Genomic DNA, 16,382 nt, shown 5'->3' with positions numbered 1-16,382 from the left:
CAGGCAGATTGCGCCGCACCGGCCCTGGCGGGCCTAGCCCTCGACCGGCATATAGAGATCTCCGCCGTCGCGATATTTCTCGGCCATTTCTTCCATGCCCTTGGAGCGGGCCTCAGCACGGATGTCATGGCTGATCTTCATCGAGCAGAACTTCGGGCCGCACATGGAACAGAAATGCGCCACCTTGTGCGCCTCCTTGGGCAGGGTCTGATCGTGGAACGAGCGCGCCGTTTCCGGGTCGAGCGACAGGTTGAACTGGTCTTCCCAACGGAACTCGAAACGGGCCCGTGACAGGGCGTCATCGCGCAGTTTCGCCGCCGGATGACCCTTGGCCAGATCGGCCGCATGGGCGGCGATCTTATAGGTGATCACACCGGTTTTCACGTCGTCGCGGTCAGGCAGGCCCAGATGTTCCTTGGGGGTGACATAGCACAGCATCGCGGTGCCGAACCAACCGATCATCGCCGCACCGATGGCACTGGTGATATGGTCATAGCCCGGCGCGATATCGGTGGTCAGCGGCCCAAGCGTATAGAAAGGCGCCTCGCCGCAATGGGTCAGCTGCTTGTCCATGTTCTCCTTGATCTTGTGCATCGGCACATGACCCGGACCTTCGATCATCACCTGGCAATCCTTGGCCCAGGCGATCTGCGTCAGCTCTCCAAGGGTTTCCAGCTCGGCGAATTGGGCAGCGTCATTGGCGTCGGCAATCGAGCCAGGCCGCAACCCGTCACCCAGGCTGAAGCTGACATCATAGGCGCGCATGATGTCGCAGATTTCGTCGAAATGCTCGTAAAGGAAGCTCTCGCGGTGATGATGCAGGCACCATTTCGCCATGATCGAACCGCCACGGCTGACGATGCCGGTCACGCGTTCGGCGGTCAGATGGATGAAAGGCAGGCGCACGCCAGCGTGGATGGTGAAATAATCCACGCCCTGCTCGGCCTGTTCGATCAGCGTGTCGCGGAACACCTCCCAGGACAGATCCTCGGCCACGCCGCCGACCTTTTCCAGCGCCTGATACAGTGGCACCGTGCCGATCGGCACCGGGCTGTTGCGGATGATCCAGTCGCGGATGTTGTGGATATTGCGCCCGGTGGACAGATCCATGACGGTATCGGCCCCCCAACGCGTGGCCCAGACCATCTTTTCGACTTCCTCTTCCATCGAGGAGGTCACCGCCGAATTGCCGATATTGGCGTTGATCTTGACCAGGAAATTGCGGCCGATCGCCATGGGTTCGATTTCGGGGTGGTTGATATTGGCGGGAATGATCGCGCGCCCGCTGGCCACTTCCTGACGGACGAATTCCGGCGTCACATGGTCGGGAATGGATGCACCCCAGTCATGTCCGTCGCGCACCAGTTTCTCCTTGGCGGCACGCCGGCCCAGATTTTCTCGGATTGCGACGAACTCCATTTCCGGCGTCACGATACCGGCGCGGGCATAGGCCATCTGGCTGACCGCCTTGCCCTTCCTGGCGCGCAATGGCTGATTGCGAACCGGGAATTCAGGCGTCAGCCGGTCGCCCGAAACAAAGCCATTGTCCTCGGGCTTGACCTGCCGCCCCTCGTAGCGTTCGACATCACCGCGCGCCATGATCCAGCTTTCGCGCAGGCGCGGCAGCCCCCTGTTGATGTCGATCTGCGCCTCGGGATCGGAATAGGGACCGGAACTGTCATAGACGGTGACCGGCGGCTCCATGGCCGAAACATGCAGGTCGATCTCACGCATGGGCACGCGAATGTCGGGATGAAGCTCGCCTGCGTGCCAGACCTTGCGGGAGGCCGGCAAGGGGCCGGTGGTGATCTGCGGGATAGGTCTTTGATCGTTCATGCGCGTCTCCTCAAGCACAACTCGAAAAGACCCGAGATGATGTATGAGGCAGAAAGCGACCGGTAACGGCCATGATCGGCCGCAACGGCCCAAGGAACGCGATTCGTCCCTCGGTCTTCCTACGCCAGTCTCAACTGGGTCAGGTTCAAAGGGTCGCGTCACCGCAGGTTGCCCTGCCAATCAGCCTCTCAGTCCCTTCGGCGGGACTCCCCTGACAGGGCGCAAGATTTCCGAACTGCCGGCTATTGTCAACCATTGTCGAAGAATCGATCACTCCGGAAAGCACGCAGCGAACCTATCCCAAAGAACGTTTCCATTCAGGCCCGGACTGTCGTAAAGTTTATTCAATATATTTTTCAGATAGTGAGATTTTACCCGATGCCGACGAGTTTCAACGAGCAAGTCTGGACGCTTGATCCATACGCGCCTCCGCCTGAAGGAACGGTCCTGACCGTCAGCCTCGTCACGCTTACCGACGAAAATGACGATGATGAAATCCTCGGCAGCTCGGGTGACGAACTCAATGGTGAGCCGATCTCGAACAGTTTCCCCGGCGATACGGTGACAGTTCGTCTGGCTGATGGCAGCGAACAGACCATCACGGGAATCACCTTTGGAATGGCGGATGGCACTGCCTATTTCACGCCTACCGACGGCTCGATCCTGACGGATGCGACACTTGTCAGCACGACATTTGTCCTTGGCCAGGGTGGTGTCTCTCGCGACGATCTGGGGCCCGTATGTTTCACGCTTGGAACGCAGATGACCGGGGCGGATGGCTCTGCCGTTCTCATTGATGACCTGAAGGTCGGCGATCAGGTGATGACCACAACCAACGGGTATGAGACCGTCAAGACGATCCGCTGGATTGCGCGCCGCACGATCGATCGCGATGAACTGAAATCCAATCACAAGCTTTTCCCGGTGCGGATCACGGCCGGTGCCCTGGGCGAGGGATTGCCCCATCGCGATCTGGTCGTGTCGCGTCAGCATCGCATGCTTGTGCGTTCCAAGGTGGCCCAACGGATGTTCGGGCAGGACGAGGTTCTGATCTCTGCCGTGCGCCTGTGCCCCCTGCCCGGCGTCTATATCGATGATGCGGTCGAAAGCGTTACCTATGTCCACCTTCTGTTCGACGATCATGAGATCCTGATTGCCGAAGGCTGTGCCACGGAAAGCCTGTTTACCGGCCCCGCCGCCCTGCACGCGCTGGAGTTCGAGGCGCGCCAAGAGCTGTTCTCGATCTTTCCGGAACTGAAATCGCGCGTGCACGCGCCACAACCGGCCCGTATCATTCCCAAGGGTGCGCGGCAAAAGCAGCTGATCAACCGTCATGCAATGAACGACATTCCAATTCAGGCCGGACAGCCAGCCGCCTGATCCGCCACTGAACACATGTGAAAAGACGCGCGAAGGCAGTGCTTTCGCGCGTCTTTCGTGACGGGATCGGTTTCTTCGTCCCTTCGTTTCCACGTCGGCAAATGCCGTCATGTGTCAACGGTCACCACGGCTGGAAGGGTCGATCAGCCCGCTGGACGGGAAAACGGTCACGGTAATCAGCCGATCACCGTCAATGTCGCGACGCACCAGCTCCTTGCCGATCAGGACCGATTTAGCGGCAACCTGACGGGTAATCTCGGCCTTGGCCCTGACCGGGAAATCGGGGCGTTCATGCGCCTGGCGGGCCGCATTGGCGGGAAGGGCAGCACCCAGAACGGCAACGGCGGTCAGGATAGCGGAAAAACTCTTGAAGGTCATGATATTGGCTCCTTGTATCTGATGACGTGAACCGTGTTGGCTCTGACAGGCGATACGCAGGAACCCGGGATTATATTTCACCCCATACGTTTTCGTGATGGTCCCGCACGCCAGCGTGAAGGAACCGAAATGAAAAGGGGCACCTAACGGCGCCCCTTTCCACTGTCTTCGAAACGGCGATCAGCAGGAGTAGTACAGCTGATATTCGACCGGATGGGGCGTATGTTCGTATTCATACACTTCTTCCCATTTCAGGGCCATGTAGCCCTCCAGTTGGTCGCGCGTGAACACGTCGCCCGCCAGCAGGAAGTCCATGTCTTTTTCCAGCTCTTCCAGGGCTTCGCGCAGCGAACCGCAGACGGTCGGGATTTCGGCCAGTTCTTCGGGCGGCAGATCGTAAAGATCCTTGTCCGAAGCAGCACCCGGATCGATCTTGTTCTTGATGCCGTCAAGACCGGCCATCAGCAGTGCCGCAAAGCACAGATAGGGGTTGGCCGAGGGATCGGGGAAGCGGGCTTCGACACGCTTCGCCTTGGGCGATTCCGTCCACGGAATACGAACGCAACCCGAGCGGTTACGTGCCGAATAGGCGCGCAGAACAGGGGCTTCGAAACCCGGAATCAACCGCTTGTAGCTGTTGGTCGAAGGGTTCGTCAGGGCGTTCAGCGCCTTGGCATGCTTGAGGATGCCACCGATGAAATACAGGGCCTCCTGGCTGAGATCGGCATATTTGTCGCCTGCGAACAGCGGCTTGCCGTCTTTCCAGATCGACATGTTCACATGCATCCCCGAGCCGTTGTCGCCCTTCATGGGCTTGGGCATGAAGGTCGCGGTCTTGCCATAGGCAGCGGCCACATTGTGGATGACATATTTGTATTTCTGGATGTTGTCCGCCTGTTCGGTCAGCGAACCAAAGATCAGACCCAGCTCGTGCTGCGCACTGGCAACCTCGTGGTGGTGCTTGTCGACCTTCATGCCCATGCGTTTCATGGTCGTCAGCATTTCGCCACGGATGTCTTGGGAGGCGTCGATCGGGTTGACCGGGAAATAGCCGCCCTTGTGACCCGCACGATGGGCCTGGTTGCCCATTTCGTATTCGGTGTCCGTGTTCCAGGCCGCGTCCACAGCGTCGATCTGATAGGCGACCTTCTGCGGCGTGACGGAATAGCGCACATCGTCGAACAGGAAGAACTCGGCTTCCGGTCCGAAATAGGCGGCGTCACCGATGCCCGAGGACTTCAGATAGGCCTCGGCCTTGACGGCGGTGCCACGCGGGTCGCGGCTATAGGCTTCGCCCGTGTCGGGCTCGGCCACATTGCAATGCACGCAAAGCGTCTTTTCGGCATAGAACGGATCGACATAAACCGTCGAGGTATCCGGAACCAGTTTCATGTCCGACTGGTCAATGGATTTCCAGCCCGCGATCGAGCTGCCGTCGAACATGAAGCCTTCTTCGAAAAAGTCTTCATCGACCAGATCCACATCTATGGTCACATGCTGAAGCTTGCCCTTGGGGTCGGTGAAGCGAACGTCGACATATGCGATCTCTTCGTCCTTCATCAGCTTCAAGACGTCTTGGATTTCCATCTCTTCCCTTTCTTCAAAATTCTCGCCCGACAGCCGCAGCAACCGGGCGGGTCGTTTCCCTTGGCCGAGCCGCGCTTAAAGCGCGTCGTCGCCAGTTTCGCCCGTGCGGATGCGGATAGCCTGCTCCACCGGCGACACAAAAATCTTGCCGTCGCCGATCTTCTCGGTTCTTGCGGCATCGACAATCGCGTCGACAGCAGCTTCAACCTGATCGTCCGGCAGTACCATCTCGATCTTCACCTTCGGCAGAAAATCGACGACATATTCTGCGCCGCGATAAAGTTCGGTATGCCCTTTCTGACGACCGAAGCCCTTGACCTCGGTGACGGACAGACCCTGAACACCAACTTCCTGCAGTGCTTCTTTCACATCGTCCAGTTTGAAAGGCTTGATGATCGCCTCGATCTTTTTCATCGTAATTGATCCTTCCTCGCGGCTTGCCTGTAGCCTGATTGGCGGGTTTCATGGGCGGGGTAAATGCGGCATGCGACCGAACCTTCCGGCGGCCCACAAGAGCGGGCGTATTTGCATATAATTTGTGCGTAATGGCTATTATTTAGGCAAACATGATGCTATTCGGTTCCGAAATTCTGACCACCGCTCAAATGCGCGCCATCGAATCCGATGCAATCGACAGCGGCGCGGCAACCGGCCTGCAACTGATGGAGCGCGCGGGAACCCTTGCCGCAGGGCATATCCGGCTGGCGAACCCGAAACCCGGACGCGCCGTGATTCTCTGCGGGCCGGGCAACAATGGCGGCGACGGCTATGTGGTGGCCCGACAGCTTCATCACGCGGGATGGTCGGTGCGGGTTCTGGGACTGGACAACATGCCGGGGCCGGATGCCGCGCATATGAAAGCGCTGTGGCAGGAACTGGGGCCAATCCATCCGCTCAGCGACGAGCAACTGCATGGAGAAGCGCCGGCGGACATTTATGTCGATGCGATCTTTGGCACAGGTCTGACGCGGCCCGCCGATCATCGGATCATGGCCATCCTGAAGCGGCTTGGCAGTGACGATCCGCGCTATCGCGACAAACTGTATGCCATCGACTGCGTCAGCGGGCTGTGCCTGGACTGTGGCGCCATGCTGGGTTGGCCCGATGATCAATTGAGCCGTGCTCCCCATGCCCGGATGACGATTGCCTTCGACAGCCCCAAGCCGGGCCACCTGCTGCGGCCCGGATGCCTGCTCTCGGGGCAGGTCGTGATCGCCGATATCGGGATCTCTGCGCAGCGCCGGGCGGCCGCCACGCAACGCCAACCGCTGCATGCGATCCGACGACCTGGCGACGCCGCTCCCGGGTTGCCCCGTCTGCTGGGAAAATCCCCCGAAGGACACAAATATCGGCACGGCCATGCCATCATCGTCGCAGGCGCAGCCGGCCATGGTGGGGCAGCGCGGCTGTCGGCGCGCGCGGCCCTGCGGCTTGGTGCGGGGCTGGTAACGCTGTGCCCGCCGCAACCGGCCATGCCGGAACATGCCGGCCCGCCCGATGCGCTGATGCGTCGCCCCATTGATGACGGCGCCGCTCTGGCAGATCTCTTGACCGATGGCCGTATCAGCAGCATCTGCATTGGACCCGGCTGCGGCATCAATCGCGCCGCAGAACTGCTGCCCACAGCCTTGCAGACCCGCCTGCCCTGCATTCTGGATGCCGATGCCCTCAGCGCCATCGCCCGAGATGACAGCCTCTTGGCGCAACTGCACGACCGCTGCGTCCTGACCCCGCATGAAGGCGAATTCTCACGCCTCTTCCCCGATATCGCTGCCCGACTGCACAAGGCCGAGCATCAGGCCGGAAAAACATGTCATTCCCGCATCGATGCCACCCGAGATGCTTCTGCGCGATCCGGGGCCGTTGTCCTGCTCAAGGGTCCTGATACCGTGGTGGCAGCCCCGACAGGCGAGTGCTGCATCCATTCGGCGCTGGATGTTCCCTGGCTGGCAACCGCCGGCTCAGGAGATGTTCTGGCCGGAATGGCAGCCGGCCTTCTGGCGCGCGCGATCCCGCCATTCCATGCAGCCGGTCTGGCCGCGCTTCTGCACGCAGAGGCCGCGCGCCAATTCGGCCCCGGTCTGATCGCCGATGATCTGCCCGAACAGATACCATCCGTTCTGCGCGCGCTGGAGGTGTGATTTTCGGGCTGGCCCCCGCCCGCGCAGCTTGCTAATAGACCCTCCGATGCGGGTGTGGCGAAACTGGTAGACGCACCAGATTTAGGTTCTGGCGCCGCAAGGCGTGGGGGTTCAAGTCCCTCCACCCGCACCATCTTGATTTGAAATCATTCTTCGTCGCATCGCTTGCGCGTATCCCAGTCCTATGGCGCGACAACCGCTTGCAGTCGAGAATCCCGAACGCCAGCGCTGCAGAGTTCCCTCGCCGACGGATGGATCACCAGCCATATCCAGCCCCCTTGCCGAAAGGATTCGGCAGGCTGGTTCGCGAAAAAACGCAGGATGGAGGGTTCAATTTCAGCTAAATGATGGTCGGGGCGAGAGGATTCGAACCTCCGACCTACGGTACCCAAAACCGTCGCGCTACCAGGCTGCGCTACGCCCCGACTGAGGCGCTTCTAACCGAAGCTTTCGGCAGAGGAAAGAGCTTTCATTGACAAGGCCATGCCGCGGTTCCCGCAGACAATCCCGGATGGGCCATGGGTTGCCCGACCGCCAGTCCCTGACGCGCAGCCTCGCCGCCCGCAATCTCGAGAACCATCAGTCTTTCCGGCCTTGGATCCCCCTTGAGGGCACCGGGGATGGGTGTTTCGTCCAGCGGCCTGGCCATGGGGTGAATATGTCGAATCACACCGCGTGAATCCATGAAAACCAGATCCAGCGGAATCAGCGTATTGCGCATCCAGAAGGACACCGGGCGCGCCGTGTCATAGATGAACAACATGCCGTGATTCGGGGGCAGCTCGGTCCGGAACATCAATCCCTGCGCGCGCGTGGCGGCCGTATCAGCGATTTCGATGTCAAAGCTGACGGTTCCTTCGGCGGTCAGGAAGGAAGCCTGATCAACCGCACAGCTGGCCTGTGCAACAGGTTTCACCCCGGCATATGACCGGTCCGGAGCGGAAACGAGGGCTCCTGCCAGAATCAAGGACAGACATGCGCAGCCGAATGCCTTACTCGGCGACATGAGCCAGAATCTTGTCTTGGCGCAATTCATCCATGTCATCATAGCGCGGCAGGACAAGGGCTGTACCTTCGTCGCCGCGGTCCCAACTGGTGATCTGCGCCGCCATCAGTCCACGCGGGCCTTCTACGACACGGATGCCCACGGCCTCGCCAATGGCCAGATCGGCAAAGCCCGAGTAACGCAAGACCTCGACGTGGATGAAGACATCATCGGGATAGCCGAAGATATTGGCGAAACCAAAGCCCTTGGCCTTGTCGAACCATTTGACACGCGCAGGTCGCAGGGGCAGAGCTTCAAGCTGTTCGATAATCGCCGTGTCGATATCGGCGATCGGCGCCGTGCCATCCGTCTCTGGAGGGGTGATTTCAATGACTTCACTGGCCTGCAATCCCCGCGCGGTAGGCTGGGCCCATACCTTCACATGAGATTGATCCGCGACCGAGCTTCTTCCGAAATTCCTCAACACATTGGCGTGCAGCAGGATATCGGGGCCACCTTCGCTGTTCAGGATGAAGCCATAGCCTTTCGCGGGGTCAAACCATTTGACCTGCCCGGACACCAGCTTCATTCCGTTTTCTTCCGTCATCTTCTCACCGTTTACCGCGCATTTCGCGCGTATTCCTCAACATGGCCCAGTTCTAATCTGATCTGGAGATCATCCACCTCATGAATAATATCTATAACAATCAAGCGCTTATAGAAAAAAACTAAAAAAGGCGTCATTATCTATTGTCAGGCTGTTTGCTCTTTGGGTCAAGCCTTACGGCGACAACCTCTGGACTTTCCAACCCGAGCGAAGGTCTTTGGTCCAAACGAAGCGGTCATGCAAGCGGAATGCGCCATCACTCCAGAATTCTATCTGAACCGGCGCGATCCTGAAACCGCCCCAGAATGGCGGACGTTTCGGATTGGTTCCGTGAATGATACCCTGTTTCGCTGCAGCACCAACCAGTTGCCCTCGGCTATCAAGAGGTCGTGATTGCGCCGACGCCCAGGCCCCCAGGCGCGACTGGAGGGATCGGCTGGCAAAATACTCATCCGCCTTGGGCCCATCCTCGCGCGTGACCAGTCCCCGAACGCGAATCTGGCGGCGCAGCGTTTTCCAATGCATGACAAAGGCGGCCTTGCCCGTGGCCTCGATCTGCCTGCCTTTGGCGCTTTCATAATTGGTATAGAAGACGAAGGCACCCTCGGTGCCATGGCCCTCGATTTCCTTCAGCAACACCATCCTGACATCCGGAAGTCCCGCGTCATCCACCGTGGCAAGGGCAATCGCATTGGGGTCATTCGGCTCGCTCTTGCCGGCTTCATCCAGCCATTCGCGCGCGATATCGAAGGGGTCGTCGCCCGCAAATATCCCCGTTCGGTCACTCATCATCGTTTTCCTTGCGCTTGATGCGGCTGCACAGTTGCCCTAATCACCGTTCCAATGGGTTGAAAGCGCGAGGGACTATATATGTCAAGCGAGCAGAACACTGGTCTGATGGCTGGGAAACGCGGTCTCATCATGGGGCTGGCCAACGACAAGTCCATCGCCTGGGGCATCGCAAGGGCTCTGGCCGCCGAAGGCGCCGAGCTGGCCTTTTCCTATCAGGGCGAGGCGCTGAAGAAACGGGTCGATCCGCTGGCTGCGAAACTGGGTTCGGATTTCGTGCTGCCCTGCGACGTCAGCGACGAGGCCTCGATTGACGGGCTGTTCGAAAAACTGGGCGAACGCTGGGAAAAAATCGACTTCATCGTCCATGCAATCGGCTTTTCGGACAAGGAACAGCTGCGCGGCCGCTATGCCGAAACCACGCGCGACAACTTCCTGATGACCATGGACATCTCGGTTTATTCCTTTACCGCGGTGGCACGTCGCGCCGCTGCCATGATGCCCGATGGCGGCAGCATGCTGACCCTGACCTATTACGGTGCCGAGCGCGTGATGCCTCATTACAATGTCATGGGCGTTGCCAAGGCCGCCCTTGAGGCCAGCGTGCGTTATCTTGCCGAGGATTTCGGCAAGGACAGGATTCGCGTCAACGCCATCTCTGCCGGTCCGATCAAGACACTTGCCGCCAGCGGCATCGGCGATTTCCGTTACATCATGAAATGGAACGAGCTGAATTCGCCCCTGCGACGCAACGTCACGACTGAAGATGTCGGCAATTCGGCCCTGTATCTGCTGTCGCACCTTGGCGCAGGCGTGACCGGCGAGACCCATCATGTCGACGCCGGCTATCATGTCGTCGGCATGAAGGCCGTGGATGCACCGGATATCGCGACGGTCAAGAAAGACTGATCCAATCCCAAGCAACGGCCGGGGCACATATGATGCAGATCACCCCTGAACAGCTGACGCTGTTCGCCGCCACCCTGGCCGTTGCCATCCTGTCCCCCGGGCCGGGCGTCATTGCCGTCAGCCAGTCTGCCTTTGCAATGGGACGTCAACGCGCCCTGCCCTATGGATGGGGACTGGCCTTCGGCGCATCGCTGTGGTGTCTGGGGGCCTTGCTGGGGCTGACGGTGGTGTTCCGTATCCTGCCCTGGACCTTCACGGTCATGAAGTTCATCGGCGGGCTCTATCTGCTGTGGGTTGCCCACAAGATGTGGCGCGGAGCGCCCGAGCCGCTACCCGACCCGGCCGAGGCACAATTGGGCATGAACTTCCGGGGCGGCATGACGCTGAACCTGTCCAACCCCAAGCCCGCACTGTTCTATTCTGCCGTGCTGCTGTCGATCTTTCCCGTCACCCTCTCATTGGCCGACAAGGGCGTGATCTATCTGACAGCCGTATCACTTGAACTTTCCTTTTATACGGCGCTGTCCTGCCTGATGGCCTTGCCATTGCTGAGGCGGCGCTATTATGCAGCCAAATTCTGGATCGACCGCATCGCCGCATCTGCCATCGGACTGCTTGGGCTTTCCCTGATCCTGCGCCACTGAAGGAGATCAAATCATGATAGACCGCCTCCCCCACGAAAAGGGATTCCATGTCAGTTGGGATCAATTGCACCGCGATGCCCGAGCCCTGGCCTGGCGGCTGGACGGCAAGGACTGGCGCGCCGTCGTGGCGGTCACACGGGGCGGCCTGGTGCCCGCGATGATCGTCGCGCGCGAACTGGACATTCGCACCATCGACACGATCAGCATCAAATCCTATCACAAACAGGAACAGGGCGGGCTGAAGGTTCTGAAGGAACCCGATGCCGCGCTGATGGGCGATGGCGAGGGCATCCTGGTCGTTGACGATCTGGTGGATTCAGGGCGCACGCTGGAGCTGATCCGCAAGATGTATCCCAAGGCTCATCTGGCGACCGTCTATGCCAAGCCCAAGGGCAAGCCCATCGTGCAAAGCTATGTCACCGAGGTCAGCCAGGACACATGGATCTTCTTCCCCTGGGACATGGCACTGCAATATGTCCAGCCCTATCGCGGTGAAGACTGAGACAGACAAGGGCGGCGGCTGAGCAAAAGGCCGCCGCCGGTTTGCAACACGACGCAACCCATTTATTTGATTGACTTATTCACCTCACCTTTTTTCAAACCACACCTGCGCGTGATGTTCCCGCGGCAAATTCGTGCCGAATTTCACCATCTGCAGGAACTTGGAAACGCCGTCACTCATTGAGTCCCCGAAGCGCCTCGCCGGGCAGCCCGTCGAGCGCAAGACCTAACGGAGGACCATTATGCGCAAGCTATTTCTGACAACGGCTCTCGTTCTTCCCCTGGCCACTGGCCATGCCTTTGCCCAAGACACCGCGCCTCAGGCGACGGATGCGGAAACCGCCCCGATGGCCATGGATCCGGCCGCCAATGACATGGCGGCTGACCCCGCTGCGGATGAGGCAGCCGCCAAGGAGGCCATGGCTGCCGAAGTTGCCGACAGCGGAAAGATCGCCCGCCAGCAGGCCGGGAACGAGTTGCGGCTGGACTGGATCACCGATGCCACGGTGACATCGCCTGATGGGGCGGCCATTGGTGACATCAACGACCTGATCCTTGACGGCGAAAGCGGCAGGATGATTGCGGCCATCATCGGTGTCGGCGGTTTTCTGGGCATCGGCGAAAAACAGATCGCTGTCCCATGGGACCAGTTGAGCGTCAACTATGACGCGCAAGAGATCATGAGCGAATTGAGCGAGGAAGAGGCCGAAGCAGCACCGGAATATGTGTTCCGCGACCGTGACAGCGCTCCGGACGTCCTGCCTGCGGCCGGAATGGAAACGGATGCGGCAGAGTCCACCATGGCACCTGCTGCCCCTGCCGCCGATCCCGCCGCGATGCCGGCAGATGATATGGCCGGGGACACCATGCCGGCTGCGGATGCTGCAGACCCAATGGAGGGTGACGCAGCCATGGAAGGCCATGACGCCATGCCGGCCGAAGGGATGGAAGGCGACATGGACAAGACCAGCATGGAGGCCGAACCCGCAATGGAAGGCGGTATGGCGGATGAAAAGCAACCCGCAACCGACTGATCCGGTCTTGCGCACCGACAAGCAACCGACATGAAAAAGGCGGCCCTCGGGCCGCCTTTCTTCATCGTTGTCACGCCACGGCGTCGGTTCAGCGGTTGCCGCGCACGAACCTTGCCGCCTCTTCAGCCGCACGGCGCAGGGCACGACTCTTGTTGACGGTTTCCTCGAATTCGGCTTCCGGATCACTGTCATAGACGACGCCACCGCCGGCCTGGATATACAGGGCCTCATCCTTCACGACCCCGGTGCGCAGGGCAATGCACATGTCCATTTCACCATTGGCAGCGAAATAGCCGACCGCGCCAGCGTAAACCCCGCGCTTTTCAGGCTCCAGCTCGTCAATGATCTGCATGGCGCGAACCTTGGGCGCACCCGACACGGTCCCCGCAGGCAGACCAGCCAGCAGCGCCGACAGGCCGTCCTCGCCCTCGCGCAACTCGCCCACGACATTCGAGACGATATGCATGACATGGCTGTAGCGCTCGATGGTGAACTGCTCGGTCGGGCGAACGGTCCCCGGTTTGGCCACCCGCCCCACATCGTTGCGCCCCAGATCCAGCAGCATCAGATGCTCGGCCAGTTCCTTCTGATCCGACAGCAGGTCGGCTTCCAACGCCTTGTCCTCGGCCGCATCCGCGCCACGTTTGCGCGTGCCGGCAATCGGCCGGATCGTGACCTCGCCATCGCGCAGACGCACCAGAATTTCGGGGCTGGCCCCGACGATCTGGAAACCGCCCATGTTCAGAAAGAACATGAAGGGCGAAGGGTTGGTGCGCCGCAGGGAACGATACAGCGCGAAAGGCGGCAACGGGAAATCCATGCGCCAGCGCTGCGAGGGCACCACCTGAAAGATATCACCCGCGCGGATGTAATCCTTGGCCTTTTCAACTGCGGCCAGATAGTCGTCCCGCGCGAAATTGGACACCGGTTCGCCAATCTCGGCATCATTCCCCAAGGCACGCGGTTCCGAGGGCTGGCGGTCCAGCGCCCGCAGCGCATCCATCACGCGCTCGGCGGCGCGGGCATAGGCGGCGCGGGCATTGTCGCTGCCATCATGCCAGGCCGGCGCGCAAAGCGTCACCTCGCCCTTGACGCCATCCAGCACCGCCACGACCGAGGGGCGGATCAGCATGGCGTCGGGCAGGTCGAGCGGATCGGGGTTCACATCCGGCAGGGATTCCACCAGCCGGATCATGTCATAGCCAAGATAGCCGAACAGCCCTGCCGCCGCCGGAGGCACGCCCTCGGGCAGCGACTCGATCCGGCTTTCGGCAATCAAGGCACGCAGGCTGTCCAGCGCCGGACGCTCGTCTGCCTCGAAATCCTCGGCAAAACGGGCCTGCCGGTTCAGCCGTGCTTTCCCGTCGCGACATTCCCAGATCAGGTCCGGCTTCATTCCGACGATCGAATAGCGTCCGCGCAGTTCTCCGCCAGTCACGGATTCCAGCATGAAGCTCATCGGTGCGGCTTCGGCCAGTTTCAGCATCAGGCTGACCGGCGTATCCAGATCGGCAGCCAGCCGGATCGTCACCAGCTGGTTCTGCCCTGCTTTCCAGCCGGCTTCAAAGGCGGCAAATTCCGGTGTCAGTTCCATCAGTATACCTGGGCGTTGATCGCGTTTATCGCGGCCTGATTGACCTGGATGCCGCCTTTGCGTTGCGCCGCGCGGGCATAATAGTCGAACAGATCCGCCTGCAGGGATTGTTCGAGGCGGGCAGACACGGCTTCCTTCACGCGCAGCGCTTCTTCCTCGGAAAGATCGGGCTGGTGAATGGCGTCCAGCCGGACAAGAAAGACGCGTTGCTGCGCATCGACAACATCCACCGCTCCGACATCCTTCATCGAGAAGGCATGGATCAGCACATCGGCGGGCACATCCTCGATCCAGCCGTCACGGCGCATGTCGGTTTCAACCGTCCAGGACAGTTCGGGTTCGGCAGCGGTTTCGACCAGTGCCCCCTCGTCCTCTTCCGGGGCATCTTCGGGCAGCGCAACACGCGAAACGGCGCTTGCCGCGGGAACCGGCGCCGGATCCCGCGCTGCCGTGATCTCGACCTTCTTTTCTTCGGCAAGTGACAGCAACTGGCGATGGATCTCGGCCGCGCGCCAGTCGGCCTCGACCTCCTCGCGCACATCCTCGAAGGGAATCAGTGCCGGCGGCACGACCTCATCCAGACGCAGGGCAAAGACCCCGCCATCGTCCAGCTGGAACAGCTCGGGGAAATCCTGTTCGGTGACCGTTTCGGCCATTTCGCGGAAGGCTTCGTATCCGGAAATTCCGCTTGCCTCGGCCGGGCTGCCGCTGACCCAGTCGATCTGTCCCATCTGCATCCGGGTTTCATCGGCCATGTCCTCCAGCGTTGCGCCACCGGCCAGCAGGTCTTCAAAGCCAGAGGAAAGATCATCGACCATCCGCGCGGCGCGATCCAGCGCAGCTTCGGCGCGCAGACCTTCACGGGCGTCCTCGAAGGGAATGTCGACCGGATCCAGAATGGCATTCATCGAGAACAATGCCGGTCCCAGGGCGGTGTCGATCGGACCGACGACACCGGGATTGTCCAGCGCAAAGACCGCATCGCCCGCCGCGTCCAGTTCCGCCTTGGTCAGTTCGCCCAGTTCCACGTCATCGGTGGTCAGCCCACGTTGCGTCACATAGGTATCAAAGCTTGCCTCGCCCGCTTCGATGCTGGCCATGGCCTGCTGGGCTTCTTCCAGAGTCGGAAAGACCAGGCGGCTGACCAGCCGGCGTTCGGGCTGACGATATTTGTCGATCTGCGCCTCATAGGCGTCACGCAAGGCCGCCTCGTCCAGCTGCACCTCATCCGTCAGCATCTCGGGTGTCAGCCAGACATAGCTGATCTTGCGCGTTTCAGGACTGGTAAAGCGATCCGCATTGGCTTCATGCCAGGCATGCAGCGCGTCTTCGTCGGGATCGGCCACGGGGGATGGCAGTTGATCCTCATCCAGTTCAACCCAGGCCAGATCGCGCGTTCCCAGCAGCCATGCCGCCGTCAGATCCACCATCGGCGCGGGGGCGACAACGCCGCCGGCCACGGAACGCTGGATCAACAGGCGTGCCTCGTCGCTGCGAATGGCAGTCTCGAATTCGGCTTCGGTCATCTGCTGGCGGTTCAGGACCTCGCGATAGGCGGTGCGGTCGAATTTGCCGTTCGGGCCGCGAAATGCAGCGGCATCCAGAATGGTCTTCGCCACGCGTTCATCGCCGACGGACACACCGATCCTGCGCGCCTGCTCTTCCAGTGCAGCCCCGGTGAACAGCTGCGCCTGAACCGCCTGCGGCAGGCCAATGCTTGCCGCCTGCGCCATGGTCAGCGGCTGGCCGGTCTGACGGCTGTATTCATTGATCTGGCTTTGCAGGGCACGGGCATATTCATCCGCCGTGATCTTGGTCTCGCCCACAGAACCGATTTCCGAGGAACCTCCCGAAAAACTGGTCACGCCAAAGCCGCCAAGCCCCAGTATCAAAAGGCCCATCAGCAGCCAGACAACCGTTGATTTTCCATGCGTTCGCAAATTTTTCATGGTGCGGCCTTTCCCGAGGACGTATCAGCGCAGTCTTTAGGGCGCGCG

At 60.5% G+C, this 16,382-nt stretch carries 15 protein-coding genes, 2 tRNA genes and 1 riboswitch; of the genes, 7 read left to right on the top strand and 10 right to left on the bottom strand.

The window, feature by feature from the left end; all coding sequences use genetic code 11:
* Positions 1–33 precede the first annotated feature (33 nt).
* Positions 34–1,836, bottom strand: a complete 1,803-nt coding sequence (thiC, locus tag JHW44_RS05700; protein WP_089343012.1) for a phosphomethylpyrimidine synthase ThiC — start codon at positions 1,834–1,836, stop codon at positions 34–36.
* 99 nt (positions 1,837–1,935) lie between these two features.
* A riboswitch (TPP riboswitch) is annotated at positions 1,936–2,059 on the bottom strand.
* Positions 2,060–2,214: 155 nt separating this feature from the next.
* Here thiC and JHW44_RS05695 point away from each other — a divergent pair.
* Positions 2,215–3,216 carry a Hint domain-containing protein gene (locus JHW44_RS05695; protein WP_089343013.1) on the top strand — a complete coding sequence of 334 codons (1,002 nt, stop codon included), beginning with the start codon at positions 2,215–2,217 and terminating at the stop codon, positions 3,214–3,216.
* Between the two features lie 114 nt (positions 3,217–3,330).
* Here JHW44_RS05695 and JHW44_RS05690 read toward each other — a convergent pair whose 3' ends face one another.
* The 3 genes from JHW44_RS05690 to JHW44_RS05680 all read right to left on the bottom strand — a co-directional run bounded on the left by JHW44_RS05690 (position 3,331) and on the right by JHW44_RS05680 (position 5,595).
* Positions 3,331–3,594, bottom strand: coding sequence for a hypothetical protein (locus JHW44_RS05690; protein ID WP_089343014.1), 264 nt, complete (start codon positions 3,592–3,594; stop codon positions 3,331–3,333).
* Between the two features lie 180 nt (positions 3,595–3,774).
* A complete protein-coding gene (glnA, locus tag JHW44_RS05685) occupies positions 3,775–5,181 on the bottom strand; it encodes a type I glutamate--ammonia ligase (RefSeq protein ID WP_089343281.1) in 1,407 nt (468 codons plus the stop codon).
* A 75-nt stretch (positions 5,182–5,256) separates the two neighbouring features.
* Positions 5,257–5,595: a P-II family nitrogen regulator gene (locus JHW44_RS05680; RefSeq protein WP_089343015.1), complete on the bottom strand. Its 339-nt coding sequence runs from the start codon at positions 5,593–5,595 to the stop codon at positions 5,257–5,259.
* Positions 5,596–5,747: 152 nt separating this feature from the next.
* Here JHW44_RS05680 and JHW44_RS05675 point away from each other — a divergent pair, with 152 nt between their 5' ends.
* Both JHW44_RS05675 and JHW44_RS05670 read left to right on the top strand, forming a co-directional pair.
* Positions 5,748–7,322: an NAD(P)H-hydrate dehydratase gene (locus JHW44_RS05675; protein ID WP_336385717.1), complete on the top strand. Its 1,575-nt coding sequence runs from the start codon at positions 5,748–5,750 to the stop codon at positions 7,320–7,322.
* A gap of 48 nt (positions 7,323–7,370) precedes the next feature.
* Positions 7,371–7,455 (top strand) — tRNA-Leu (locus tag JHW44_RS05670).
* A 215-nt stretch (positions 7,456–7,670) separates the two neighbouring features.
* On the opposite strand, the gene JHW44_RS05665 is transcribed toward JHW44_RS05670, so the two are convergent.
* The 4 genes from JHW44_RS05665 to pdxH form a co-directional block, all read right to left on the bottom strand.
* A tRNA-Pro gene (locus tag JHW44_RS05665) sits at positions 7,671–7,747 on the bottom strand.
* A 44-nt stretch (positions 7,748–7,791) separates the two neighbouring features.
* On the bottom strand, positions 7,792–8,238 hold the full coding sequence (locus JHW44_RS05660; protein ID WP_245846818.1) for a DUF192 domain-containing protein: 447 nt from the start codon (positions 8,236–8,238) through the stop codon (positions 7,792–7,794).
* Positions 8,239–8,314: 76 nt separating this feature from the next.
* The gene (locus JHW44_RS05655; RefSeq protein WP_272850305.1) at positions 8,315–8,896 is read right to left on the bottom strand and encodes a cold-shock protein; all 582 of its coding nucleotides are present in this window, start codon (positions 8,894–8,896) and stop codon (positions 8,315–8,317) included.
* A 192-nt stretch (positions 8,897–9,088) separates the two neighbouring features.
* Positions 9,089–9,703, bottom strand: coding sequence for a pyridoxamine 5'-phosphate oxidase (gene pdxH / locus JHW44_RS05650; protein WP_089343018.1), 615 nt, complete (start codon positions 9,701–9,703; stop codon positions 9,089–9,091).
* A gap of 81 nt (positions 9,704–9,784) precedes the next feature.
* On the opposite strand from pdxH, the gene fabI reads away from it, so the two are divergent.
* From fabI to JHW44_RS05630, 4 genes are all read left to right on the top strand, one after another.
* On the top strand, positions 9,785–10,612 hold the full coding sequence (gene fabI / locus JHW44_RS05645; RefSeq protein ID WP_089343019.1) for an enoyl-ACP reductase FabI: 828 nt from the start codon (positions 9,785–9,787) through the stop codon (positions 10,610–10,612).
* 29 nt (positions 10,613–10,641) lie between these two features.
* Positions 10,642–11,256, top strand: a complete 615-nt coding sequence (locus tag JHW44_RS05640) for a LysE family translocator (RefSeq protein ID WP_245846820.1) — start codon at positions 10,642–10,644, stop codon at positions 11,254–11,256.
* A gap of 13 nt (positions 11,257–11,269) precedes the next feature.
* Positions 11,270–11,758: a xanthine phosphoribosyltransferase gene (gpt, locus tag JHW44_RS05635; protein ID WP_089343020.1), complete on the top strand. Its 489-nt coding sequence runs from the start codon at positions 11,270–11,272 to the stop codon at positions 11,756–11,758.
* A 241-nt stretch (positions 11,759–11,999) separates the two neighbouring features.
* A complete protein-coding gene (locus tag JHW44_RS05630; RefSeq protein ID WP_089343021.1) occupies positions 12,000–12,791 on the top strand; it encodes a PRC-barrel domain-containing protein in 792 nt (263 codons plus the stop codon).
* A gap of 88 nt (positions 12,792–12,879) precedes the next feature.
* Here JHW44_RS05630 and trpE read toward each other — a convergent pair whose 3' ends face one another.
* Both trpE and JHW44_RS05620 read right to left on the bottom strand, forming a co-directional pair.
* Positions 12,880–14,385, bottom strand: coding sequence for an anthranilate synthase component I (gene trpE, locus JHW44_RS05625; protein ID WP_089343022.1), 1,506 nt, complete (start codon positions 14,383–14,385; stop codon positions 12,880–12,882).
* A complete protein-coding gene (locus JHW44_RS05620; protein WP_245846821.1) occupies positions 14,385–16,334 on the bottom strand; it encodes a peptidylprolyl isomerase in 1,950 nt (649 codons plus the stop codon). Before JHW44_RS05620 ends, trpE begins: the two co-directional genes overlap by 1 nt.
* Positions 16,335–16,382 lie beyond the last annotated feature (48 nt).

Origin of the sequence: Paracoccus seriniphilus, from assembly GCF_028553745.1 — a bacterium.
Classification (GTDB): Bacteria; Pseudomonadota; Alphaproteobacteria; order Rhodobacterales; family Rhodobacteraceae; genus Paracoccus; species Paracoccus seriniphilus.
The sequence above is the reverse complement of the archived record's forward strand: the minus strand, read 5'-3'. Positions and strand labels throughout refer to the sequence as shown.